Origin of the sequence: Salsipaludibacter albus, assembly GCF_019798055.1 — a bacterium.
Lineage (GTDB): Bacteria > Actinomycetota > Nitriliruptoria > Nitriliruptorales > Nitriliruptoraceae > Salsipaludibacter > Salsipaludibacter albus.
This window is the reverse complement of the sequence record NZ_JAHOPH010000001.1, coordinates 45,751-69,484: the sequence shown is the minus strand read 5'-3', so window position 1 is coordinate 69,484 and position 23,734 is coordinate 45,751. Positions and strand designations below refer to the sequence as shown.

The window sequence follows — 23,734 nt, the reverse complement described above, 5'->3', positions numbered from 1 at the left end:
ACGATCGCCATGCCCACCGTTCGCATCCCCACCCCCCTCCGCAAGCTCACCGACGGCGAGTCCCAGGTCGCCGTGGCCGGCTCCGACCTCCGCACGGTGGTCGGCAACCTCGGCGACGCCCACCCGGGCCTGCGCGAGCGCATCCTCGACGACTCCGGCGAGCTGCGCCGGTTCGTCAACGTGTTCGTGCGTGACGAGGACATCCGCTTCCAAGACGGCCTCGACACCCCGGTCGCCGAGGACGACACCGTCTCGATCGTCCCGGCCGTCGCCGGCGGCGCGTGACACCAGTCGAGTGAGCCGATCCCGGTCGCCCGCGGCCGCGATCCGCACACTCGACGTTGATCCGTGGCTTCCCGAGCAGGTCGGGGCCGCCGCTCGTGCCGTCGGTTGGACTGGACTCCGGGGTGTGCGATGATGGAGGAGGAGACACGGGTGGAGGTCGAGGGGCATGGGGGTGGAGGCGGTCGCGGGCGCGGAGCGGCGAGTCTGGGAGGAGGTGGGTGCCACGCCGGTCGAGCATCGGCTCGACCTGGCGAGCGTCGGGACGACGGTGCGGGTGCAGGAGGTCGGGTCCGGCCCGCCCGCGGTGTTCCTCCACGGGACCAGCGTGGCCGGGACCTCCTGGGCCGACCTCGCGGCGGCCCTGCCCGACGTCCGGTGCATCCTCGTCGACCGCCCGGGTTGCGGTGGCAGCGACCCGCTGCCCGGCGAGGTCGATCTCGACCGGTTGCTGGCGGTCGGTGACCACCTGGTCGCGGACGTGCTGGACGAACTGGGCCTGGCGACCGCTGCGGTCGTCGCGACCTCGCGGGGCGGGCTGGAAGCGCTGCGTGGCGCCGCAGCCCACCCGGACCGGGTCGAGCGCCTGCTGCTGTTCGGGTGGTGCCTGGGCACGCCCGGAACCCGAGCCCCGTGGTGGATCCGGGCCGGAGCCTTGCCCGGCGCCGGGCGCATGATGGCGGCCGTCCCGATGTCCCGACGGAACGTGGACATGACGCTGCGGCGGTTCGGCCTGGACCGGGCACTGGACGAGGGCGGCATGTCCGCCGCCGCCCTGGACTGGCTGGTGACGCTGTACGGGGACACCGAGACCCTGCGCCACGAGTCGGCCGCGTCGGCGGCGTTGCTGACACTCCGGGACGGGTGGCGGGACGTCGTGCCACGGGACCGGCTCGCGGCCGTCCGGGCGCCGACGCGGGTCGTGTGGGGTGACGAGGACCCCTTCGGCGACGAAGCCACCGCCCGTCGCCTGGCGGACGCCCTGCCCGACGCCGACCTGCACGTCCTCGAGCGCGCAGGCCACGCGCCGTGGCTGGACCGGCTGGCGACCTGCACGGAGCTGGCCCGGACGTTCTTGGTCGACCACGAGCCGGAGGACTGAACCATGCGCCCCGGACTGCGTGTCCTCGCCCGACTCGACCGGCTGCGGGGGCGTCCGGACGAATGGGACGACCGGCGGCGCGACCTGCTGCGAGGCGGCCGGGTCCCGCCGGGCCCGGTGGGCGACCTGCTGGTGCGACCCTGGGTCGAGGCGGTGTTCGGCACGCCCCACCGGGACGCCCGTGTCGAGGAGGTCGAGGTGCCGGGCGCCGCCGGCCCGATCCCAGCACGGGTGCACCGGCCGGACGTCCTGCCCGAGGACGCGCCACTCGTCGTGCACCTCCACGGGGGCGGATGGACCTTCTCCGGCGCCGTCCAGTACGACTGGTGGTGCTCGCAGGTGGCAGTGGGGCTCGGGGCCGTGGTCGTGTCGGTGGACCATCGCCAGGCGCCCGAGCACCCCGCCCCGGCCGCCGTGGACGACGCCGTCGCCGCCACGACATGGCTGCTCGACCACGCCAGCGAGGGGTTCGGGGCGACCGGGCTGGCCGCCGTGACCGGAGACTCCGCGGGAGCGAACCTGGCCACGCTGGTGGCGCTGGATCGCCGCGACGCCGGCGACGACCGGCTCCGGGCCCAGTGGCTGGTGTGCCCGATCGTCGACCTGGCCTGCTCGGCACCGTCCTTCGACACGCTGGTCGACGCGCTGTTCCTCGACCGTGCTGAGCTCGACGCGACGATCGCCGGGTACCTCGACGGGCTGCCGGCCGACGACCCGCGGGTGTCGCCGTGGCACGTCGACGACCTGTCCGGCGTGGCCCCGACGCTCGTGCAGGTGGCCGAGCACGACCTGCTGGTCGACGACGGCGTCCGCTGGGCGGCGCGGCTGGCCGAGGCCGGTGTGGCGGTCGAGCTGACCCGCTGGGTCGACCAGCCCCACGTGTTCACGCTGGTGCCGGGAGTCGCCCCGGCCGCCCGGGCCGCGCTCGCCGAGGGCGTGGCCTTCCTCGCCGCGTGGCTCGACGCGGACGCCACGGGACCGCCGACACGCGTGCCCGAGGGTCGACGCGACGACGAGCGCCACAGGGTGGGACGGATCAGTCGCTCTCGCCACCCCGACGTACCCGACGAGTGGATCCACGGCGACGTCCAGGACGGGTTCGGCCCCGTCGCCGACGTCTTCGTCCGCAACTTCGCGGACCGTGACGAGGTCGGGGCCGCCCTTCACGTCGTGCAGGATGGACGGGTGGTCGTGGACCTCTGGGGCGGACACGCCGATCCGGAACGGACCCGGCCGTGGCGACCGGACACCATGGTGCCGGTGTGGTCGACCACCAAGGGCATGGCGATGATGACCCTGGCAGTCGCCCACAGCCGCGGGTGGCTCGACTTCGACGAGACGGTTGCCACCTCCTGGCCCGAGTTCGCGGCCGAGGGCAAGGACCGGGTCACCGTCCGTGAGTTGCTCGGCCACCGCGCCGGCCTCGCCGTCCTCGACGAACCGCTCGACTGGGAGGTCCTGGCCGACCCCGACGACCTCGCGGCACGGCTCGGGGCCCAGGCACCGCTGTGGGAGCCGGGCACGCGGCAGGGCTACCACGCCGTCACGCTCGGCTTCTACGAGGGCGAACTGCTGCGCCGGGTCGACCCGGCCGGTCGCTCGGTCGGGACGTTCTTCGCCGAGGAGATCGCGGCACCCCTCGGTGGCCTCGACTTCCTGATCGGGGTCCCGGACGACCTGCCCGACGACCGTCTCGCGACCTTCCTGGATGCCCCGATCGCGCGCGGGCTGTTCCACCTCCGGGACATGGAGTGGCGACTGCTGGCCGGACTGATGCGACCGGGCAGCCTGACGGCCCAGGCCTTCCTGGTCATGCCCTTCAGCATGCAGGAGATGGGTCGCGTCATCAACGATCGTGACATCCTCCGGCTCGAACTGCCGGCGTTCGGTGGCGTGGGCAGCGCCCGCGCCCTCGGGACGGCCTACGGGGAGTTCGCGACCGGGGGTGCCCGGCTGGGGCTGGAGCCGGCCACGTTGGAGGCGATCGCGGAACCGGTCACGGACTCGGTGCCCGGCGGCAAGGACATCGTGCTCGGGTTCGACCTGTCGTTCGCGTTGGGATTCGGGCGGCCGTCGTCGTCGTTCGTGCTGGGCTCGTCGGACCGCAGCTACGGCTTCGCCGGGGCGGGGGGCTCATTCGGGTTCGCCGACCCGGATCTCGGCCTGGGATATGGCTACGTCATGAACCAGATGGGCTTCGGCAATCCCACCGACCCACGCGAGGTCGCGCTGCGCAACGCCCTGTACGGCTGCCTCGGCGAACGACCCCAGACCTGAGACACGACGGGCCGGCTCCGTGGAGCCGGCCCGTCGCGCGTCGTCGGGGGTGGTCAGTCCAGCGCGATGACCTCGGCGCCGCTCAGGGCGTGCTGCGTGACCCATGCGGTGCCGGCCTTGTCGAACGCCACGGAGGTGTGCTCCGGCACGCCGGTGGCGACCTCGGTGCAGTCACCCGTGGCGGGGTCGCAGGCGTTGAGGGTGCCGCCGACGGCCTCGCTCGGGAAGATCTCCACGGCTGCCCACGACTTCTCGTCGAACTCCGAGACGTACAGCATCCCGTCGGGGCCGACGGTCAGGTCCACGATGGAGGTGAAGCCGTCCAGCACCTTGACGCATTCGGGGTCGACACCGCACTCGACGTCGGTCGCACCCGCCTCGATCCGCCACACGCCGGACTGGCCGGTCGGTGCCGGGAAGCCCTTGAGCTCACCGACCCAGTAGTTGCCGTCCGGTCCGACGACCACGCTGGTCGGGACCGACTGGCCCGGGATGTGCGTCGCGCCATCGGTGGCGCAGTACGGGGCCACCGGCGGGCAGCCGGCGAGCTGGTTGAAGTTGTCGGTGGACAGCAGCTCGACGGGGAAGGTCGCCACCAGTTCGGCGTTGCCGTCGCTGTCGATCTTGTGCAGGCTGTTGCCCCCCGCGTCGACGACCAGCGCGGCGTCCCCGCCGCCCAGCGCCGCGACGTCATAGGGGTTGGAGTCGGCGTCCCCGGAGCCGTCCGGATCGGCCGACTCGAGCTCGAACATGTTGGCGATCATCCTGGCCTTGCCGTTGGAGACCCGCCACAGGGCCTGGCCGCTGTCGCTCAGCGTGTCCTGGCCACCGGTGACGACCCAGAACGACTTGGACCCGATCGCGGCGACCGAAGCTGCACCCGGTGCGGGCAGGGTCTTGTCGAGCTCCCCGTCGTCGAGGATGGCGACCCCGGCGCCGGCGTCGGCCGCCAGGATGTCGCCGTTCGGTGCCGAGTCCAACTTGAAGACCGGCCCGGCGAAGTGTCCGGCCGCGGATGCCGCGACCGGCACCGCCAGCAGTGCCGCGGCGGCCGCAGCCACCACGATGCGCGTTGCCCTGATGTTCATGTGTACGCCCCTTCGGCGAGTTCGGACAGGCGTCGTCGCCCGTCACCCGGCGGGGATGCACGCGTGAGCCACGCTCGACGGCGTCCGTCCGATCGGCGCACGCCTCGTCACACGGTGATGCCGTGTGACCCCCTTGCTTCCCCGTTCCGGACGGAACGCTACGGCCCGCCCCGGACCCCGTCAAGACCTACAACCCATCGACCCAGCGCAGGACCAGGCTGGTGCCGGCGGCGCGGAGGAACAGGTCGGCCTCGCGGGCCCGGGTGCGCAGGGCGTCGGTGTCGACGTGCGACAGGTCGACCAGCCCGGCGTCGATCCACCGCTCGAGCACGTCGGCGTCGATCTCGGGGTGCAACTGGGTGCCAAGCGACCCGCGGAGGCGCCACAGGGTCGGTCCGTCCGAGCCGAGCAGCAACTGTTCGGCCTCGTCGGGGAGGCGCACCACCTCGTCGGAGTGGTGCGCGATGGCGGGGGCACCGTCGGGCCAGCCAGCGGTGACGGGGTGGTCCCGGCCGGGTGCGGTGCGGTGGACGGCCACGATCGCGGCCTCCGGCTCCTCGCGGGTCGCGACCGCTCCGCCGTGGGCCAGCGCGAGCAGTTGCGATCCCAGGCAGATGCCGAACACCGGGACGTCGGCATCGTCGGCCGCCCGCAGGAAGTCCAGCTCGCGCTCGCCCCACTCCTCGAGCGGACCGGCGACACTCATCCGGCCACCGAGCACGAGGATGCCGTCGTGCGCACCGGGGTCGCTGAGGTCATCGGTGGTGGCGTCGACGTGGACCAGGTCGAGGTCCCGGGCGGCGAGCGGTTCGGCGAGCCGACCGAGGCCGACCGCCTCGTCGTGGTGGACGACCAGCAACCCCATGCACGCACTCCCGGTGACGGCCGAACGGACGCAGCGGATGCTAGCCGTGGGCGCCCGGCACCTAGGCTGGCGGGCCGGAGGTGGCCGATGGCAGGCGTGGCGGAACTGGTGCACCGGGGCGACCTCGACGAACTCGTCCGGGCCGTCGACGTCGCCGCGTCGCGTCGGGACTTCGACGAGGTGCTGGCACTGCGTCGGGCGTGCCTCGACGCGGTCGAGTTCTCCGGGCGCCAACTGTGGGGGCCGGCGGCCTACGCGGCCTACCGGCTGGTGCTGGAGGCACCCGTCGAGCTGGCGGTGGACACCCTGCTGGTCGCACAGGACCGCCACACGCTGGGCCCGCTGACCGAGGTCGTGGCCCAGCACCATGCGTGGACGGACCTGGCGGGGATGCTCCCGCCGGGCCCGGTGTCCGGGACGGTGGCCGTGGAGCGGGTCCTGCGTGGCGACGACCTCGGGGACGATCCCCGCGCGGAGACGCACCACCTGGACGTCCCGCCCCGACGGGTCCCCTGGGAGGGTCCGGCACCGGTCGTCGAGTACCGCGCCCGGGACGTGCTGTCCCCGGCCCCGGTTCCCGTCCCGGTCGGGCCGGCGGTGGATCCGGGACCTCCCGGACCGCCGATCGACGATCCGGAGTTGGTGCAGGCCTGGGAGGTGCTGGTGGCGCCGTGGGCGACCTCTCCCGACGGCCGGGTCGACGTGGCCGTGGCCGACGGGCCTGCACCGGCCGCCGTCGCCCACCTGGCGCCGGGCGTCCGGCTGCGCCCGGTGGCCCTGCCCGACGTGGTGGCGCTGGTGACCTGGGCGGCCTCGTCGGGCGGGGCGCTGCAGCGTCGACGTGGCGGTGCGGCGGGTCGGTCGGCGACCTGGTGGGCGCTGCGCGTCCTGGTCGGCCACGAGCCGTGGAGCCCCCCGGACGAGCTCCACGACGACCTGTCCGACTGGTCCTGGTACGTCTTCGACGGTCCGTCGCCGGCCCCTCGCACCGACGGCGACGAGTCGGCGGCGCAGGGCGGCTGGAGCCTGCGGCTCGCGGGTCAGCATCCCGACGGGTGGAGCCTGGCGATCGACGCCCACGACCCACCTCCGGACGACCTGGTCCTGCCCGTGGCGGAGGACGACGACCCTGTCGCGTCGGTGTCGGCGACGGACGACGAGGACGACCTCGACCCGTGGGCGGCCCTGGATCGGGCGATCCGTGACGTCGCCGAGCACGACGACGAGCCCGCGTCCGGGCCGCGGCAACGACAGGACGATCCGTGAGCACCGACCTGCACCCCACTCCGTCGCCGGACCACGGGGACCTGCTCGGCCCGTTGGCCGACTGGGTCGGGACCTGGCGGGGGACGGGGCACGGCGACTACCCGACCATCGCCGGCTTCGACTACACCGAGGAGGTCGTCCTGGGCGTGACCGGCAAGCCCGTGCTGTCCTACGTCCAGCGGACCCGCGGGTCCGATGGTCGACCGTTGCACGCCGAGTCGGGCTGGATCCGCCTGGTCGCGGCCGACGCGGACGAGCCGGGGCACGCCGGGCCGGTCGTCGTCGAGTGGGTCGTGGCGCAGCCGACCGGGCTGGTCGAGGCGGCCGCCGGAACGCTGCACGACGGTGTCCTGGACGTCGTCGCGGTGCCGCAGCGGACCCCCTCGGCCGTCGAGGTCGTCGACGTCCGACGTCGCTTCCACCTCGCCGACGACCGGCTGACCTACGACCTGTGGATGACCACGGCGGAGGTGACGACCCGGACCCACCACCTGGCCGCGTCGCTGGAGCGGGTGGCGGGCTGACCCGACGTGCGGGACCGGCAGGCCGCGGATGCTGCCCGTACCGTTCCGCGGACCACCTGCACCGACCCGGAGACCTTGCCGATGGAGCCCACCGAACTCGACGACCAGCTCGACGACGTGTTCGTCCTGGACGTCCGCGAGGACCAGGAGTGGGACGCGGGCAGGATCGCGCAGGCGGTCCACATCCCGATGGGTCAGCTCAACGCCCGCATCGACGAGATCCCGAAGGACACCCCGATCGTGTGCGTGTGCCGTTCGGGCAGCCGGTCGCGGGCCGTGACCGACGCGCTCAACCGCGCCGACTTCCAGGCCCACAACCTCGAAGGTGGCATGCACGCCTGGGAAGACGCCGACCTCCCCATCGTCGACGATGACGGAGACGGCGGCTGGGTCGCCTGAGAGCCCGTCAGCGGCGCATGGAGGAGGAGCGGCCCATGCGGCTCATGCCGGTGAGCGGGGGCCGGTCGCTGGTCCATGGTGCGCTCGGCGCCTCGATCATCTCGGCCAGTGCCAGCAGTGGGGTGTCGTAGTTGACGCGCCAGCCGGCGAAGTCGCGCCAGGCCTGCTCGCGCTCGACGAGGTCCAGCCCGGCCTCGGCCAGCCGGTCGTAGACCTCGTCGTACTCGGCGCGGGTGATCGCGATCGGGTCATCGGGTGCGGGGTCGGGGTCGTAGGGCAGGGCCCACTCGTCGGCGATCGCGCGCAGGGCGAGGAAGCCGGACCGGATGCACAGCGCAGCCGGCGCCCTCGGGCCGTCCTCGACGGTGGAGTGCAGCAGTGACGCCGCGTCCAGCACGGCCCCGGCCGCCGTGATCCACGACTGCGCCGGATCGCTCGAGCGGAACAGTGGGAGGGTGGTCAGCGTGGTGTGGGTCTCGGACAGCTGGGCGAACCACTCCTCCCACTCGAGCATCGCCCCGCCGAGCTCGTGCTCGTTGCCGATCCGCTTGTAGCGCCACAGCATCTCGTCGGCCCGCGGCGGCGTGCCGGCGCGCACCGCCAGCAGGGCGACCTGGGTCTCGCGTTCGGAGAACGCGGTGTACATGGTGGGCAGGTAGGCGATCAGCAGCGTGACGATGCCCAGTCCCAGGGTCGCCTCGCTGAAGATCAGCAGGTGGACGACGATCCCGTCGGCGGTGGCGAAGCCCAGGGTGAGCAGGGACGACCCGGACAGCACGAGGGCGTCCCAGACGTCGCCGACCCCGGCGGCCACGTACAGGGCGGCGTAGGCCAGCCAGACCTGCAGCAGCCAGGCGATCGGCATCAGCAGCAACGCGATCGGCGCCAACAACGCCAGCGCACGCTCGCGGCGTCGAGGTCGGGTGCGTCGGGCGGTCGCGGTCAGGGCGGCGCGGGTCAGCCTGGTGGCGAGGTGGGCCGTCCGGGTGTTTCCGCCACGCGGCAGCACGAGGGTGATGACCGCCGACTCCAGCGCGAGCACCACCACGACCAGGCCCACGATCCCAGCGACGATCCGCACGGCGACCTCACCGCTCACCGATGCCTCTCCCACGCGACGCTCGGGCGCGTCACGAGAACCACCAGGCGACGGTGAACAGGGCGGCGGTCGCGGCGGACACCCCGAAGATGCCGGCGACGGGCCACCCCCAGCGCCGACTCCACGGCCACACCGGTGCGGCGGCCACGGCCACCGACAGCAGGACCAGCGTGGGCACCAGCACCCACCACGCGAAGCCCGGAGGATCGGTCTGGGCGGCGACGAGGACGAGGGGGATCGACGTGCTCACGAGGTCGGCTCCGGGCTGGGCGACGTCGGGGGCGCCGACGGCAACGGGATGGCTCCGGGGCTGGCGCCCGCACCGGGGGTGGTGCTCGGGGTCGTGTCAGGCGCGGTGGACGGACCCGTCGCGGGCGTGGCGTCCGCCCCGGGGGAGGGCTCCGGGCTGGCGCCGCCCGTCGCGCCCAGCCCGACCAGCTCGCCCTCGATGCGTCGCATGACCGTGCGGGCGAGTTCGACCTCGCCGTCGGTGTCCTCGGCGAGCACGACGATCCCGAGGTCGTCGACCACCATCATCGCCCACGCGTGCACGGTGGTGTCCCCGGTGACCGGTGCCGTCCCGACGATCACCCCGACGTCGCGGGACGAGACGGTGGCGCCGGACCCGTCGACGGCGGCCTGCCGCATCACGTCGACGATCGGGGTCGTGTCGATGGGGATCCGCTCGGGCTCGCCGGCCTCGCCGACCACCAGCCACGGGGCGATGCGTTGCCCCGAAAGGCTGGAGGCGGCGACCGACGCGAGCTGCAGCACCGAGGTCTCGACCCGGGCCTGCCCGAGGGCTGCCCGGACCAGCTCGGTCTCGTCGACCGGCTCCGGGAAGGTCGGCGTCGCCGCGGCCAGGGGCAGTGCTGGCTCGGCACCCCAGCCGAACCGTGCCGCCATGTCCACCAGGTCGGGTGGGGCCAGGTCGACGGCGGCCGTGGCGATGGTGGTGTCACAGCCCGCGGCGAGCGCGGTGCCCAGCTGGACCTGCCCCTCGAAGGGCGCCGGGGCCACCGCGTCGGCCCCCGACACGGTCACCTCGGGCGGGCACTCCACCGGGGTGGCCATGTCGACGCCCGAGCGCACCATCGTGGCGGCCGTGATCGGCATGAAGACGTCGCCGGGGGGATAGCGGCCCTCCCAGGCCCGGTTGTAGCCGCTCAGCGGACGGGACGCCGAGGCTGCGATGCCGCCGTCCGCCCGGACCGCGACCACCCCGATCGGGTCCTCGATCCCCAGCAGGGCCGACTCGACGGCGGCCTGCACGTCGGCGTCCAGGGAGGTCGACAGTGGCGAGGACGGGTCGACCTGTGCGTCACCCAGCTCGTCCAGGACCTCGCCGGACTCGCTGACCAGCTCGACCCGGACGGTGTCGGAGCCGACCAGCTGGGTCTCGTACGCCCGCTCCAAACCGGTGACGCCGACCGTCGTGCCGGCCTCGACGCCCAGCTCGGTGGCGCGTTCCTCGTCGGCCGGGCCGACGCTGCCGACCACGTGGCTCGCGGTGGTGCGGCTCGTGGGTGCCGAGACCTCGTCGGCGGAACGGCGGATCACCCCGGCCAGCGTGCGCAGCCTGCTCCACGCCGCCTCCAGTTCGCTGCTCGGCAGGGACACCACCGGGTAGAACCAGTCGGGCTCCAGGTCGTCACGGGCCAGCACGTCCTCCAGGAGCGGCACCGACTGGGGGAGCACCTCGGCCCAGCGCTGGACCAGGACCTCGCGGTCACGGATCTGTCCCGGCGAGATCCCCAGCGTCTCCAGGTCGCCATGGATCGTCAGCGGGGTCCCGTCCACGGCCAGGATCGACGCGCGGGGGGTGTCGACCTCGCGGCGCTCGAAGCGGGTGCTGCCGGCCAGCTGCGGGTGCAGGCTGGCGCGGTCGGGTCGCACGAACCAACCGCTGCGTCGCTGGATCGCCTCGAGCGAGGACAACCACCCGATGGTGCCGACGTCGCCGGCGTCGGCCTCGCCGCCCGGGAGGTCGGCCAGGGTGACGGTCACCGACGTGCTCGTCACCGCGCGGTCGTCGGTCTCGTCGACCTCGTCGATCGACATGCTCACCGCGGCGAGGTCCAGGCTCGTGCGCATCTCGTCCGTGGCCGACAGGAACCCGTCCAGGCCCACCCGGTCGTCGGGATGCACCAGGTCCTCCATGGCGGTCGTGTCGTCGGTCGACCACGCCGTGGCGAAGGCGCCCAGGACCTCCTCGGCGCCGGGACCGGACTCCTGGGGCTCCGTGCGGGTCGACAGCTCGGTCCAGCCGAACCACACGACCGCACCCACGGCCGCGATCGCGACCAGTGCGGCGATGACGTTGCGCATGGGCCCCTCCCGGTGTGCGCAGCCTACGGGCTGGCACCGTGTGATCGCCCGGTGGCGACCCCGCCCGGACCCCACCCGCGGTGGTGTCCACGTGGCCCACCAGAGGGCGTCGTGGACCGGCGACCCCGCGGGCGGGGACGTATCCTCGAACACACGCATCTTCGGTGTACAGGCCCCCATCCATGTCCAGCCCGCATTCCCAGTCCGAGCTCAATTCCTGGCTCGTCGAGGAGATGTACGAGCAGTTCCGCGACGATCCGAGCGAGCTCACCGAGAGCTGGCAGGACTTCTTCGCCGACTATCGACCGACGGCGACCACCAACGGCGACCAGCCCGCGTCGGGCGGCGCCCCGCCCGAGGTCGACCAGCCCGTGCCGCTGCCGGCGGGGATCGACGTCGACGACGTCACCCGCCTGCGTGGTGCGGGGGCACGCATCGTCGAGAACATGGAGCAGTCGCTGACGATCCCGACCGCGACGTCGGTGCGCGACGTCCCGGCCAAGCTGCTCGAGATCAACCGGACCATCCTCAACAACTACCTCGGCCGGACCCGTGGCGGCAAGGTGTCGTTCACCCACCTGATCGCGTTCGCGATGGTGCGGGCGGTCCGCGAGGTCCCGGCCATGACCAACACCTACGTCGAGGTGGAGGGCAAGCCGTCGGTGGCCAAGCCCGAGCACTTCGGGCTGGGGCTGGCGGTCGACGTCGCCAAGGACGACGGGACCCGCACGCTGCTCGTGCCGGTCATCCGGGACGTCGACACCCTCGGCTTCGAGGACTTCCTCCGGGCCTACGAGGAGGTCATCCGCAAGATCCGCACCGGCAAGCTCAGCCCCGACATGTTCGCCGGGGCGACCCTGACGGTGACCAACCCCGGGACGATCGGCACCGTGCACTCGGTCCCACGGCTGATGCCGGGCCAGGCCGCGATCCTGGGTGTCGGCGCCATCAACTACCCGGCCGAGTACCAGGCGGCCGACCCCGCCACCATCGCGCAGCTGGGGATCTCCAAGGTCATCAGCCTGACCTCGACCTACGACCACCGGGTCATCCAGGGGGCCGAGTCGGGCATGTACCTGCAGCGGGTGCACGAGCTGCTGCTGGGCGAGCACGACTTCTACGACGAGGTCTTCCAGTCGATGGAGCTGCCCTACGAGCCGGCGCGCTGGCGCACCGACTCGGGCGCGCTGGACGCCACCGACATCCTCCACAAGCAGATGAAGGTCGACCAGCTCGCCAACATGTACCGGGTCCGGGGCCACCTGATCGCCGACCTCGACCCGCTCCGCCAGGAGAAGGCGACGATGCACCCCGAGCTCGACCCGACCTACTACGGGCTGAGCATCTGGGACAACGACCGCGAGTTCCTCGTCGACGTGGGCAGCGGTCCGGTCATGAAGCCGCTCGGCACGATCATGGGCATCCTCCGCGACGCCTACTGCCGCACCATCGGGGTGGAGTTCGGCCACGTCCTCGACCCCCAGCAGAAGCAGTGGTGGAAGGAGCACCTCGAGGGGGTCGACGACGAGCCGTCGACCACCGACAAGCGCTGGATCCTCGACCGGCTGAACGCCGCCGACGCCTTCGAGTCGTTCCTGGGCACCAAGTACATCGGCCAGAAGCGCTTCGGACTCGAGGGCTCGGAGTCGCTCATCCCGCTGATGGACTCCCTGCTGGAGGCGGCCGCCGACGACGCCGCGGTCAGTGACATCGTGATGGGGATGGCCCACCGTGGCCGGCTCAACGTCCTGGTCAACATCATGGACAAGGACCTCGACAAGCTGTTCCGGGAGTTCGACGGCGACATCGACCCCGACACCGTGCAGGGCTCCGGCGACGTCAAGTACCACCTCGGCCAGGAATCCACCTACACCGCCCGCTCCGGCAACGAGCTGGCGCTGCACCTGCCACCCAACCCCAGCCACCTCGAGGCGGTCGACCCGGTGGTCGAGGGGATCGCGCGGGCGATGCAGGACACCTACGACGTCCACAGCGAGACCGGCACCTACCCGGTGTTGCCCCTGCTGCTGCACGGTGACGCCGCGTTCGCGGGCCAGGGCGTCGTCGGCGAGACCATGAACCTGTCGATGCTGCGGGGCTACCGCACCGGCGGGACGGTCCACGTCGTCATCAACAACCAGGTCGGCTTCACCGCCTCGCCCGAGGCCGCCCGGTCCAGCTTCTACGCCACCGACATCGCCAAGATGGTCCAGGCGCCGATCCTGCACGTCAACGGTGACGACCCCGAGGCGTGCGTCCGGGTCGCGAAGCTGGCCTTCGCCTACCGGCAGACGTTCCACCGCGACGTCGTCATCGACCTGATCGCCTATCGCCGGCACGGCCACAACGAGGCCGACGACCCGTCCTACACCCAGCCCGGGATGTACAAGATCATCGAGAACCAGCGTCCGGTGCGCAAGCTCTACACCGAGCGGCTGGTGCGGCGCGGCGACATCTCGATCGACCAGGCCGAGGAGTTCCTCGAGGACTTCGAGGAGAAGCTGCGCACGGCGTTCGACGAGACCCGCGCCTCCGAGGAGGCCGACCCCCCGACTGCCGCCGTGCCACCCGAGACCCGGGGTCCCCTGCCCCACGTCAAGACCGGTGTCGCGCGCGACCTGCTGGACCGGATCGCCTCGGCCCAGTTCGACCTGCCCGACGGCTTCACGCGCCACCCCAAGCTCGACCGGATCTTCGACAAGGCCAGGCAGCGCTACGACAAGGGCGAGATCGACTGGGGCCTGGGCGAGACCCTGGCGCTGGGCTCGCTGCTCGCCGAGGGCTTCGACGTCCGGCTGTCGGGCGAGGACTCGCGACGCGGGACCTTCTCGCACCGCCACGCCGTGCAGGTCGACTACGAGACCGGGGCGGAGCACCAGCCGCTCAGCCACCTGGACGAGGACCAGGGTCGCTTCTTCATCTACGACTCGCTGCTGAGCGAGTTCGCGGTGCTGGGCTTCGAGTTCGGCTACGCCACCGAGGCGCGCGACACGCTGGTCGCGTGGGAGGCCCAGTTCGGCGACTTCGCCAACGGTGGGCAGGTGGTCATCGACCAGTACATCGTGGCCTCCGAGGACAAGTGGAACCTGACCTGCGGCCTGGTCCTGCTGCTGCCGCACGGCTACGAGGGCCAGGGCCCGGAGCACTCCTCGGCCCGCATCGAGCGCTTCCTCACCCTCTGCGCCGAGGACAACATCCAGGTCGCCAACGCCACCAATGCCGCGCAGTACTTCCACCTGCTGCGACGCCAGATGCACCGCGACGTCCGCAAGCCGCTGGTGGTGTTCACGCCGAAGTCGCTGCTGCGTTCCCGCGACGCCTACTCCGACCTGGACGAGTTCGTCGAGGGCACCTTCCAGGAGGTCCTCGACGACCCCGCCTTCGTGGCGGGCGACCGCGACCGCGCCGACGTCGAGTCGGTGGTGCTCTGCTCCGGCAAGGTCGCCTACGACCTCATGGCCGAGCGCGACGAGCGCGACGCCGCCACCGCCGTGGCGCGGGTCGAGCAGCTGTACCCGTGGCCCGAACAGCAGGTCGCGGACCTGCTGGCCTCCTACCCGAACGCCCGCGACGTCGTGTGGGCCCAGGAGGAACCCAAGAACATGGGGCCGTGGGGCTTCGTCGACGGCCGCCTGTGGAACATCCTCAACGAGCTGCCGTCGCCCGAGTCCGGCGACCGCAGGCTGCGTCGGGTCAGCCGCGTGGCCTCCGCGTCGCCGGCCACCGGGTCGCACGTCGTGCACCAGCAGGAACTCGCCCAGTTGCTGGACCAGGTCTTCACCCTGCCCGAGCTGTCCGACGACTGAGTCGTCCACGTCGAGTGTGCGCTTCGCGGCCGCACGTGGCCGCGCGCAGCACACTCGACGTCCCGAGATGGAGAAGGATCGTTCGTGGGCACCCATGACGCACTGCCGGATCCACGCAACGCCGACGTGCTGGTGTGGATCAACGGTGAGTTGGTGCCGCGGGAGCGGGCCGTGGTGTCGGTGTTCGACTCCGGCTTCCTGGTCGGCGACGGCATCTGGGAGGGGATCCGGCTCCACGACGGCGGGTTCGCCTTCCTCGACCGCCACCTGGACCGGCTCTTCGGTGGCCTGGCCGCGACCCGCATCGAGCTCGGGATGTCCCGCGCGGACGTCGTGGCGGCGCTGCGCGAGGTGGTCGACGCCAACGAGATGGACGACGCCGTCCACGTGCGCCTGATGGTGACCCGTGGGGACAAGACGACCCCGTCCCAGCACCCCTCCAACCTGGTGGGCGGCCCCAACGTCGTCATCACCGCCGAGCACAAGGTCGCGGACCCGGGGGCCCGGGAGCGGGGGATCTCGCTGTTCACCGCGACCGTGCGCCGCCCGCCGCCCGACACCCTGGACCAGCGGCTCAACAGCCACTCCAAGCTGCACGAGGTCATGGCCCTGCTCCAGGCGACCTCGGCCGGGGCCGACGAGGCACTGATGCTCGACCCGACCGGCGCGGTGGCGACGTGCAACGCCACGAACTTCTTCTGTGTCCGTGACGGTGCGCTGTGGACCTCGACCGGGCAGTACAACCTGCCCGGCATCACCCGGGCCGTGGTGCTGGAGGTGGCCCGCGACGCCGGCATGGAGGTGCACGAGGCGCCCTTCACGCTGACCGACGTCTACGCCGCCCAGGAGGTGTTCGTGACCGGGACCTTCGGTGGCCTGACCCCGGTCGCGACGGTGGACGGTCGCGCGATCGGCCCCGGCGCCGCCCGCCCCGTCACGACCGACCTGCGGGCGCGCTACGACGCCGCGGTGGCCGCGTCGGCGGCGGCCGACGCCCGACGCCGGGCCCAGGCCGTGGCCCCGCGCAGCAGCGGTGGTGGCTGCCTCGAGGAACGGGCCACCTCGTGAGCGACGGGCAGACGGCGCGGATCTCGCTGTGGAGCGGGCCGCGCAACGTCTCGACGGCGCTGATGTACGCGTTCCGGTCGCGGTCCGACACCACCGTGGTCGACGAGCCGCTCCTGGGCCACTACCTGCGGGTCACCGGGGTCGACCAGCCCGCCCGTGACGAGGTGCTGGCGACGTTCGACCTGGACGGGGACCGGGTCGTGCGCGAGCAGTTGCTGGGGCCGTGCCCGACCCCGGTGCTGTTCGCCAAGAACATGGCCCACCACCTGGTCGACCTGGACGACGACTTCCTCGACGAGGTCCGCAACGTCGTCCTGACGCGGGACCCGCGCCACATGCTCCCGAGCCTGGTGCAGGGGATCCCCGACCCCCAGCTGTTCGAGACCGGTCTGCCCGGCCAGGTCGCGCTCGTTCGTCGCGAGCTGGCCGCCGGCCGGACACCTGTGGTGGTCGAGACCGCGACCCTGCTGGCCGACCCCCCGGGAGTCCTGGCCGAGGTCTGTCGACGCTGCGACATCCCGTGGGACCCGGCGATGCTGTCGTGGGAGGCGGGCCCCAAGCCCGAGGACGGTCCGTGGGGGGACTTCTGGTACGGGTCGGTCCGTGCGTCGACCGGGTTCGGGCCGCCCCGGACGAGCACCCGGCCTGTCCCCGACCACCTCGAGGACCTGCTGGCCGCGTGCGTCGACCTCCACGACGAGGTCACCGCCCACGCCATCGACCCAGCTGGAGCCTGATGCCCGCCGAGACTCAGGCCAGGTCGGAGCGCATGGGTGGGTCGGCGCCGACGCGGGAGACGGTGATGGCGGCGGCGCGGGCGGCGAGCTCGCCGATGGCGCCCAGCTCGTCGGTCTCCAGGGACTCCAGGGTCGCGCGATCGGTCACCTCGGCGTCGAGCAGCCCGGCGAGCACGCCGGCCATGAACGTGTCACCCGCGCCGACCGTGTCGGCGACCGTCGTCGCCGGAGCCGGCACGTCGACCCGGCCGGACGGGCCGGCCAGCGTGGCGCCGTCGCGACCCCGGGTGACGGCCACCAGTGCCACGCCACGCTCGAGCCACCGGTCGACCGCCTGGTCGATCGAGGTGTCCGGCAGGACGAAGTCGAGGTCCTCGTCGGAGATCTTCACGAGGTCCGCCACGTCGCACAGGTCGCGCAGGCGTGCCCGGGGCTCGGGTCCGTCACCATGCACCATCGTGCGGACGTTGGGGTCGCACGCGACCAGTCGGCGACCACCCTCGCGTGCCACCAGCGCGGCGGCCACCGCGCCCGAGTCGGGCAACGCCGCCGCCACCGACCCGACCTGGATCCAGTCCACGTCGTCGAGGTCGGCCGGCAGGTCGTCGAGGGTCACCACCCGGTCGGCGGTGTCCTCCCACAGGAAGCGGTAGACGGCGCTGCGGTCCTCGGCCAGGTCGACCAGCGCGATCGCGGTGGGTCGGTCCGAGCGCGGTGCACGATCGACCTCGACCCCGCCGGCCGCCAGGTGGTCGGCCAGCAGGCGTCCCCACCGGTCGGTCGACAACCCGCCAAGGAACACCGCTCGGTGGCCCAGGCGCCCCAGCGCGACGGCGATGTTCGCCGGCGAGCCACCCGGTGCGGCCCGGAAGGTGCGGTCGCCGTCACCCATCAGGTCGACCAGCGCCTCGCCCAGGACCGCCACGCCACTCATCGACGCCCTCCCGGCTGCGACGTGCACACGCCGTGCCTCACGCGTCCTCCTCCAGCACGACCAGGGCCGTGGTGTCGCGGCCGAGGGCGAGGTCGGTGCCGGTCACCGCGGCGTCGTCGCTGCTGGCCACGGCGAGTCGGCCGGTCCCGGGGAGGTCCAGGTGCGTCGCGGATCCGAAGTTGCAGGCCACCACGACGTCGCCACGCCGCAGCGCCAGGACGTCGTCACCGAGGTCGAGCCAGGCCACCTCGTCGGTCGCCAGCATCCCCACGAGCCCACGTCGTGCGGCCAGGAAGCGTCGCATGCGGTGCAGCGGCGAGTCCGGGTCACCCTCCTGCACGGTCACGGTGTCGTCGGCACCGCGGTTGCTCCCCAGCGGCAGCCAGGGTTCCACCTCGCTGAAGCCCAGGTTGGGCAGGTCGGGGTCCCACGGCATCGGGGTGCGCGACCCGTCCCGTCCGTCCTCGCGGTCGGCGTTGCGGGTCGTGATCGGGTCCTCGGCGTCCAGTCGGGCCACCTGGCCGTCGTCCAGGCCCAACTCGTCCCCGGCCAGCATGACCGGGGTGCCGGGCAGCGCGCCGACCAGGTGGAAGAACGCCATGGCCCGGCGCCGGCCGCGGTCGCCGCCACCGAACCGGGAGCCGGCACGGGGGTCGTCATGGGACGACTGGGGCCAGGCGAACCGGCCCTGGGCCACCTCCACGGCGCGTCGGAGCCGGGTCGCGACCTGGTCGCGGTCCCACGTGGTGTGCTGCAGCGGCAGGAAGAACGCGCGGTGGAGCCGGTCGTCGGTGATGTAGGTCGCGACCACGTCGGGGTCCGACAGGTAGACCTCCCCCAGGAGCAGGGCGTCGTAGGAGTCGGCGATCCGGCGCCAGCGTTCGTACAGCTCGGGGGTCTCGGGCCGTCCCATGTAGCCCGAGAACCGCAGGTCGGCCGCCTCGTCCGGCGGCAGGTCGGGGTCGATCTCGGGGATGTCGGTCCAGTCGGGGTCGGCCAGCATCCCCTGCGCGACGTCCACCCGGAACCCGTCCACGCCCCGTTCGAACCAGAAGCGCAGGATGTCGTCGAAGGCGTCGCGGACGGCCGGGTTGCGCCAGTCCAGGTCGGGCTGCTCGGGCAGGAACCGGTGCATGTAGTACTGGCCGGAGTGGTCGTCGAACTCCCAGGCCGGACCGCCGAAGACCGATTCCCAGTTGTTGGGTGGCCCCCCGTCCGGTGCCGGGTCACGCCACACGTAGAAGTCGCGGTACGGGGCGTCGCGACCCTGCCGGGCCGACCGGAACCACGCGTGGGTGTGGGAGGTGTGGCCGGGCACGATGTCCATCAGCATCCGCACGCCACGGGCGTGCAGGGCGTCGCGCAGTTCCTCGAACGCGGCCATCCCCCCCATGTCGTCGGCGATGTCGCGGTAGTCGGCGACGTCGTAGCCGTGGTCGAATCCCGGCGAGGGGTACACCGGGTTGAGCCACACGAAGTCCACGCCCAGGTCGGCGATGTGGTCGACGTGGGCCAGCACACCGGGCAGGTCGCCGATGCCGTTGCCGGTCGTGTCGGCGAACGAGCGCACGTAGACCTGGTAGCCGACGGTGTCGTCGTACCAGCGTCGGGGCGAGTGGGGGGCGGGCGCGGTGGCCGGGGCGTCCTGGGTCTGGTGCACGGATGTCTCACGGATCGTGGGGCGGCGGCGATGTTCCAACCTACTCGCCGGCACCGCCACGACCGGTTCGCTCCCAGCCCCTTCGTCAGGGGGAGGTGACGGCCTCGGCGGCACGGAGCAGGACGGTCGTGTCGCGGCCGATCGACACGCCGTCCCGGTCGTCGACGACCGCGTCGTCACTGCTGGCGACCAGCAGTCGGCAGCGCCCGACGTCGACCGTCGTGGACGGGCCGAAGTTGCACACGACCACGACGTCGCCCCGGCGCAGGCCCAGCAGGTCGGGGCCGAGGTCCAGCCAGGTCACGTCATCGGTGGCCAGCATGCCGGTCAGGCCGCGACGCGTCTCCAGCAGCCTCCGGGTCCGTTGCAGGGGCGAGCCGGGGTCGTCGCGCTGGTGCGCGACGGTGTCGGCCGCGGCGCGGTTGGCTCCCAGCGGGAGCCACGGCGTTCCGGTGGTGAAGCCCATGTTGGGACGCTCGGCGTCCCACGGCATGGGGGTTCGCGAGCCGTCACGGCTGGCCACCAGGGTCTCGCCCCGGCCACTCACGGGATCCTGGGCGAGCCCGGCGGGGATCAGTCCGTTCTCCAGGCCCAGTTCGTCCCCGGCCAGGATCACCGGGTTGCCCGGCAGGGTGGCCACGAGGTGGAGGAAGGCCAGGGCCCTGCGAGTGCCCGTCGCGCCACCCCCGAACCGGGTGGCGGCGCGTGGGTCGTCGTGCGAGGACTGGGGCCAGGCGAAGCGCCCACCGCCGGCGGCCACGGCCCCGACCAGCATCTCGGCGATCTCGTCGCGGTTCCACCCCGTGTGCTGCAGTGGCAGGAAGAAGGCCCGGTGCAGGAGGTCGTCCGACAGGTAGGCCGCGACCGCCTCGGGCGAGCTCAGGGCGACCTCGCCCAGCAGCAGGGCATCGTGGCGATCCGCGATCCGACGCCACGAGCGGTACAGGGCCGGTGTCTCCGGACGCCCCATGAACCCACTCAGGCGCAGGTCGTTGCCCTGGGCTCGGGGCATGTCCGGCGGGACGTCGGGGACGTCGGCCCATTCGGGGTCTGCCAGCAGCCCCTGGGCAACGTCGACGCGGAAGCCGTCGAGCCCTCGCTCGAACCACAGCGACAGGATGTCGTCGAAGGCCGCGCGCACGGCAGGGTTGCGCCAGTCGAGGTCGGGCTGGTCCGGCAGGAACCGATGCATCCAGTACTGGCCGGACCGCTCGTCGTACTCCCAGGCCGAGCCGCCGAACACCGACTCCCAATTGGTGGGCGGCCCCCCGTCGGGGGCGGGGTCGCGCCACACGAAGAAGTCACGATGCGGGGCGTCCCTGCCACGCCGTGCGGACACGAACCAGGGGTGCGCCGAGGACGTGTGGCCGGGGACCACGTCCATCACCAGCCGGATGCCGTTGTCGTGCAGGGCGTCGCGCAGTGCCTCGAATGCGGGCATGCCGCCCATCTCGTCGGCGATCGTGGTGTAGTCGCTGACGTCGTAGCCGTGGTCGAGCCCCGGCGACGGGAAGACGGGGTTGAGCCAGACGTAGTCGACGCCCAGGTCGGCGATGTGGTCGACGTGGGCCAGCACGCCCCCCAGGTCGCCGACACCGTCACCGGTCGAGTCGGCGAACGACCGCACGTAGACCTGGTAGCCGACCGCACCGGACCACCAGCCGGTCGTGGTCGTCGGCGGCGGGGGCGGGTCGTCCACGGCTCGTCCTCGTCGCTGGTCGAGGGCCTACCGTAGTGCTGTCGTGGCCGTCAGCGGGTCGTGAGCCCAGGCTCCTGCGACGACCGATCCACGTCCGATCCACGTCCCATCCTCGTCCGATCCACGTCCAGGGGGAGCGAACCCGGTGCCAGCCACCATCGACGACGTCGCCGCGCTGGCCGGCGTGTCCACGGCAACGGTGTCCCGGGCCCTTCGTGGCCTGCCCAACGTCGCCGTCGCCACCCGCGAGAAGGTGCAGCGCGCCGCCGACCTGTTGGACTACGTCGCCGACCCGGCTGCGAGTGCCCTGGCCGCGGGGCGGACCGCCACCCTCGGCCTGGTCGTGCCCGGGATGGGCCGGTGGGCCCATGCGCGGATGCTGGAGGTCGTGCAGGACCGGGCAGGGGCGGCCGGCTACGACGTCCTTCCGGTCACGCTGGCGTCCGCCGCCGCGCGCGAGTTCTTCCTGACCCGCCACCCTTTCCGACGGCGCGTGGACGGCCTGGTGGTCGCGGAGGTCCCGCTCGACGGCGCCGAGCTGCTCCGGCTCGGCGAGGGGCGGCCGGTCGCGGCGATCGGGCTGGACGCCCCGGAGGTCGACACGGTCGTCGCCGACGACGCGCGCGGCATCGCCGAGGCCACGACCCACCTGCTGTCGCTCGGCCACGTCGACATCGCCTTCATCGGCGGCGGCAGCAGTGATGCGCGGCTGGTGGCGCCGGCAGCCCGCCGCTCGGCGTTCACGTCCACCCTGGCGACGGCCGGCATCGAGGAGGTGGTGCACCGGGTCGTGGAGTCGCAGGCCTCGTCGACCGGTGGCGCCGCCGCGCTGAGCCTGCTGCTGGACGAGGTCGACCCGCCCACCGCCGTGATCGTCGCGTCCGACGAGATGGCGCTCGGCGCGATGGAGGTCGCCCGGTCGCGAGGACTCGACCTGCCCGGTGACCTGTCGGTGGTGGGCGTCGACGACCAGCCGGTCGCCCAGTTCGTGGGGTTGACGACGGTCCACCGCGACGTCGCCCGGATGGCCGCCCGGGCCTGTGACTGGGTCCTCGAGCGACTCGACGGCTCCGACGTCCCCGCTCGCCACGAGGTCGTCGCGACCTCCCTGGTCAAGCGGGGCTCCACCGCGCCACCACGCACTCGCTGAACGGGGCCGGGCACGCGCCGCGACGTGGGCAACCCGGTTCTGCAAGCGCTTGCATGAAAGCCCTTGCATTCCCGGGCAGCGGACTGCACGCTGCAGGCACACGAACGAGTCCGTCCACGTCCCAGCCGCGACCAGGGAGTTGCCATGGCCAACGTCGAGTTCCGCGACGTCAACAAGTACTACCCGGATGGCTACCACGCCATCACCGACCTGACGATGAGCATCGACGACGGCGAGTTCGTCATCCTCGTCGGCCCGTCCGGCTGCGGGAAGTCCACCGCGCTCCGCATGGTGGCCGGCCTCGAGGAGATCACCAGCGGGGAGTTGTTGATCGGCGACCAGGTCGTCAACGACATGACCCCGAAGGAGCGGGACATCGCGATGGTGTTCCAGTCCTACGCGCTGTACCCGCACATGACGGTCGCCGAGAACATGGGCTTCTCGCTCAAGCTCTCCAAGACCCCCAAGGACGAGATCGACAAGCGGGTCAACGAGGCGGCCGACGTCCTCGGGCTGGACGAGCTCCTGCATCGCAAGCCCAAGGCCCTGTCGGGTGGACAGCGCCAGCGGGTCGCGATGGGGCGGGCGATCGTGCGCCAGCCCAAGGCCTTCCTGATGGACGAGCCCCTGTCCAACCTCGACGCCAAGCTGCGGGTGCAGATGCGGGCCGAGATCGCCGCGCTGCAGAACCGGCTGGGTGTCACGACCATCTACGTCACGCACGACCAGGTCGAGGCCATGACGATGGGCGACCGCGTGGCGGTGCTCAAGAAGGGCGTGCTCAGCCAGGTCGACTCGCCGCAGGCGCTCTACGAGAACCCCGACAACCTGTTCGTCGCCGGGTTCATCGGGTCCCCGGCCATGAACCTGGGGGTCGTCGACGTCGTTGAGGGGAGCAGCAGCCCCGTGGCCATCAAGATCGGTGGCAGCACGCTGGACATCCCCCAGGCGGCGCTGGAGAAGTACCCGGGAGTCACCGATCGGGTCGGCAGCGACGTCGCCGTGGGGCTGCGGCCCGAGCACTTCGACCGCGAGACCGGTGACGGCGTCAGCAACCGGATCGACGACCTCGAGGTCGAGCTGGTCGAGATGCTGGGGGCCGAGATGCTGGTGCACCTCAAGACCGACGTCCCGCCGGTCATCAGCGAGCAGATGCGTGCCGCACTGGACGACGACGACGCCTTCGAGGAGCTGGAGCGGCAGGCCAAGGCCGGTGGCCAGACCTTCGTCGCCCGGTTCGAGCCGGGTGCGCCGCCCAAGCTCGGCTCCAAGATCTCGGTCGGGTTCCGCACCGACCGCGCCCACTTCTTCGACCGCGAGTCGGGACTCGCACTGCGCTGAGCCACCTGGCTGCGCCCCGGGTCCTCCGGGGCGCAGCGATGGATCGAGCGACCCCGCCATCGTCGTGGGCGGCCCATTCGGGTCGCCCACGAGCCGTTCTCGGCCATTT

The 23,734-nt window shown here is 72.4% G+C and carries 19 protein-coding genes; 11 read left to right on the top strand and 8 right to left on the bottom strand.

The genetic code is table 11. The features are described from left to right. Positions 1-9 precede the first annotated feature (9 nt). The 3 genes from KR546_RS00315 to KR546_RS00305 all read left to right on the top strand — a co-directional run bounded on the left by KR546_RS00315 (position 10) and on the right by KR546_RS00305 (position 3,661). Positions 10-285, top strand: a complete 276-nt coding sequence (locus KR546_RS00315) for a ubiquitin-like small modifier protein 1 (RefSeq protein WP_238442702.1) — start codon at positions 10-12, stop codon at positions 283-285. Between the two features lie 166 nt (positions 286-451). Then, entirely contained in the window at positions 452-1,384 is a 933-nt protein-coding gene (locus tag KR546_RS00310) for an alpha/beta fold hydrolase (protein WP_238442701.1), read from the top strand. A 3-nt stretch (positions 1,385-1,387) separates the two neighbouring features. Further along, positions 1,388-3,661 (top strand): alpha/beta hydrolase fold domain-containing protein, encoded by a 2,274-nt coding sequence (locus KR546_RS00305; protein ID WP_274387385.1) that lies wholly within the window; start codon positions 1,388-1,390, stop codon positions 3,659-3,661. A 53-nt stretch (positions 3,662-3,714) separates the two neighbouring features. On the opposite strand, the gene KR546_RS00300 is transcribed toward KR546_RS00305, so the two are convergent. Both KR546_RS00300 and KR546_RS00295 read right to left on the bottom strand, forming a co-directional pair. Continuing rightward, a complete protein-coding gene (locus KR546_RS00300; RefSeq protein ID WP_238442700.1) occupies positions 3,715-4,749 on the bottom strand; it encodes a ScyD/ScyE family protein in 1,035 nt (344 codons plus the stop codon). Between the two features lie 187 nt (positions 4,750-4,936). Further along, on the bottom strand, positions 4,937-5,614 hold the full coding sequence (locus tag KR546_RS00295) for a type 1 glutamine amidotransferase (protein ID WP_238442699.1): 678 nt from the start codon (positions 5,612-5,614) through the stop codon (positions 4,937-4,939). A gap of 87 nt (positions 5,615-5,701) precedes the next feature. On the opposite strand from KR546_RS00295, the gene KR546_RS00290 reads away from it, so the two are divergent. From KR546_RS00290 to KR546_RS00280, 3 genes are all read left to right on the top strand, one after another. Next, positions 5,702-6,880 carry a DUF6183 family protein gene (locus KR546_RS00290; protein WP_238442698.1) on the top strand — a complete coding sequence of 393 codons (1,179 nt, stop codon included), beginning with the start codon at positions 5,702-5,704 and terminating at the stop codon, positions 6,878-6,880. Next, positions 6,877-7,404 (top strand): heme-binding beta-barrel domain-containing protein, encoded by a 528-nt coding sequence (locus tag KR546_RS00285; RefSeq protein ID WP_238442697.1) that lies wholly within the window; start codon positions 6,877-6,879, stop codon positions 7,402-7,404. The genes KR546_RS00290 and KR546_RS00285 overlap by 4 nt, the downstream gene beginning before the upstream one ends. Positions 7,405-7,485: 81 nt before the next feature. Beyond that, a complete protein-coding gene (locus tag KR546_RS00280) occupies positions 7,486-7,803 on the top strand; it encodes a rhodanese-like domain-containing protein (RefSeq protein WP_238442696.1) in 318 nt (105 codons plus the stop codon). A gap of 7 nt (positions 7,804-7,810) precedes the next feature. Here KR546_RS00280 and KR546_RS00275 read toward each other — a convergent pair whose 3' ends face one another. Genes KR546_RS00275 through KR546_RS00265 form a run of 3 tightly spaced genes read right to left on the bottom strand, consistent with a single transcriptional unit; the run spans position 7,811 to position 11,230 of the window. After that, on the bottom strand, positions 7,811-8,902 hold the full coding sequence (locus KR546_RS00275; RefSeq protein ID WP_238442695.1) for a hypothetical protein: 1,092 nt from the start codon (positions 8,900-8,902) through the stop codon (positions 7,811-7,813). Between the two features lie 31 nt (positions 8,903-8,933). Then, on the bottom strand, positions 8,934-9,152 hold the full coding sequence (locus KR546_RS00270; protein WP_238442694.1) for a DUF3309 family protein: 219 nt from the start codon (positions 9,150-9,152) through the stop codon (positions 8,934-8,936). Beyond that, positions 9,149-11,230: a penicillin-binding transpeptidase domain-containing protein gene (locus tag KR546_RS00265; protein ID WP_238442693.1), complete on the bottom strand. Its 2,082-nt coding sequence runs from the start codon at positions 11,228-11,230 to the stop codon at positions 9,149-9,151. The genes KR546_RS00270 and KR546_RS00265 overlap by 4 nt, the downstream gene beginning before the upstream one ends. Positions 11,231-11,412: 182 nt before the next feature. Here KR546_RS00265 and KR546_RS00260 point away from each other — a divergent pair, with 182 nt between their 5' ends. From KR546_RS00260 to KR546_RS00250, 3 genes are all read left to right on the top strand, one after another. Next, positions 11,413-15,036, top strand: a complete 3,624-nt coding sequence (locus KR546_RS00260; RefSeq protein ID WP_238442692.1) for a multifunctional oxoglutarate decarboxylase/oxoglutarate dehydrogenase thiamine pyrophosphate-binding subunit/dihydrolipoyllysine-residue succinyltransferase subunit — start codon at positions 11,413-11,415, stop codon at positions 15,034-15,036. Between the two features lie 84 nt (positions 15,037-15,120). After that, positions 15,121-16,104: an aminotransferase class IV gene (locus KR546_RS00255; RefSeq protein WP_238442691.1), complete on the top strand. Its 984-nt coding sequence runs from the start codon at positions 15,121-15,123 to the stop codon at positions 16,102-16,104. Then, positions 16,101-16,841, top strand: a complete 741-nt coding sequence (locus tag KR546_RS00250) for a sulfotransferase-like domain-containing protein (RefSeq protein WP_238442690.1) — start codon at positions 16,101-16,103, stop codon at positions 16,839-16,841. The genes KR546_RS00255 and KR546_RS00250 overlap by 4 nt, the downstream gene beginning before the upstream one ends. A 13-nt stretch (positions 16,842-16,854) precedes the next feature. On the opposite strand, the gene KR546_RS00245 is transcribed toward KR546_RS00250, so the two are convergent. The 3 genes from KR546_RS00245 to KR546_RS00235 form a co-directional block, all read right to left on the bottom strand. Then, the gene (locus KR546_RS00245; RefSeq protein WP_238442689.1) at positions 16,855-17,775 is read right to left on the bottom strand and encodes a carbohydrate kinase family protein; all 921 of its coding nucleotides are present in this window, start codon (positions 17,773-17,775) and stop codon (positions 16,855-16,857) included. Positions 17,776-17,812: 37 nt separating this feature from the next. Beyond that, complete coding sequence (locus tag KR546_RS00240; protein WP_238442688.1) at positions 17,813-19,435, bottom strand: alpha-amylase family glycosyl hydrolase; 1,623 nt, start codon at positions 19,433-19,435, stop codon at positions 17,813-17,815. Positions 19,436-19,520: 85 nt separating this feature from the next. Then, positions 19,521-21,134 (bottom strand): alpha-amylase family glycosyl hydrolase, encoded by a 1,614-nt coding sequence (locus KR546_RS00235; protein WP_238442687.1) that lies wholly within the window; start codon positions 21,132-21,134, stop codon positions 19,521-19,523. Between the two features lie 145 nt (positions 21,135-21,279). Here KR546_RS00235 and KR546_RS00230 point away from each other — a divergent pair, with 145 nt between their 5' ends. Together KR546_RS00230 and KR546_RS00225 are read left to right on the top strand one after the other, a co-directional pair. Continuing rightward, complete coding sequence (locus KR546_RS00230) at positions 21,280-22,284, top strand: LacI family DNA-binding transcriptional regulator (protein WP_238442686.1); 1,005 nt, start codon at positions 21,280-21,282, stop codon at positions 22,282-22,284. A gap of 144 nt (positions 22,285-22,428) precedes the next feature. Then, positions 22,429-23,625 (top strand): ABC transporter ATP-binding protein, encoded by a 1,197-nt coding sequence (locus KR546_RS00225; protein ID WP_238442685.1) that lies wholly within the window; start codon positions 22,429-22,431, stop codon positions 23,623-23,625. The last annotated feature ends 109 nt before the right edge of the window (positions 23,626-23,734 follow it).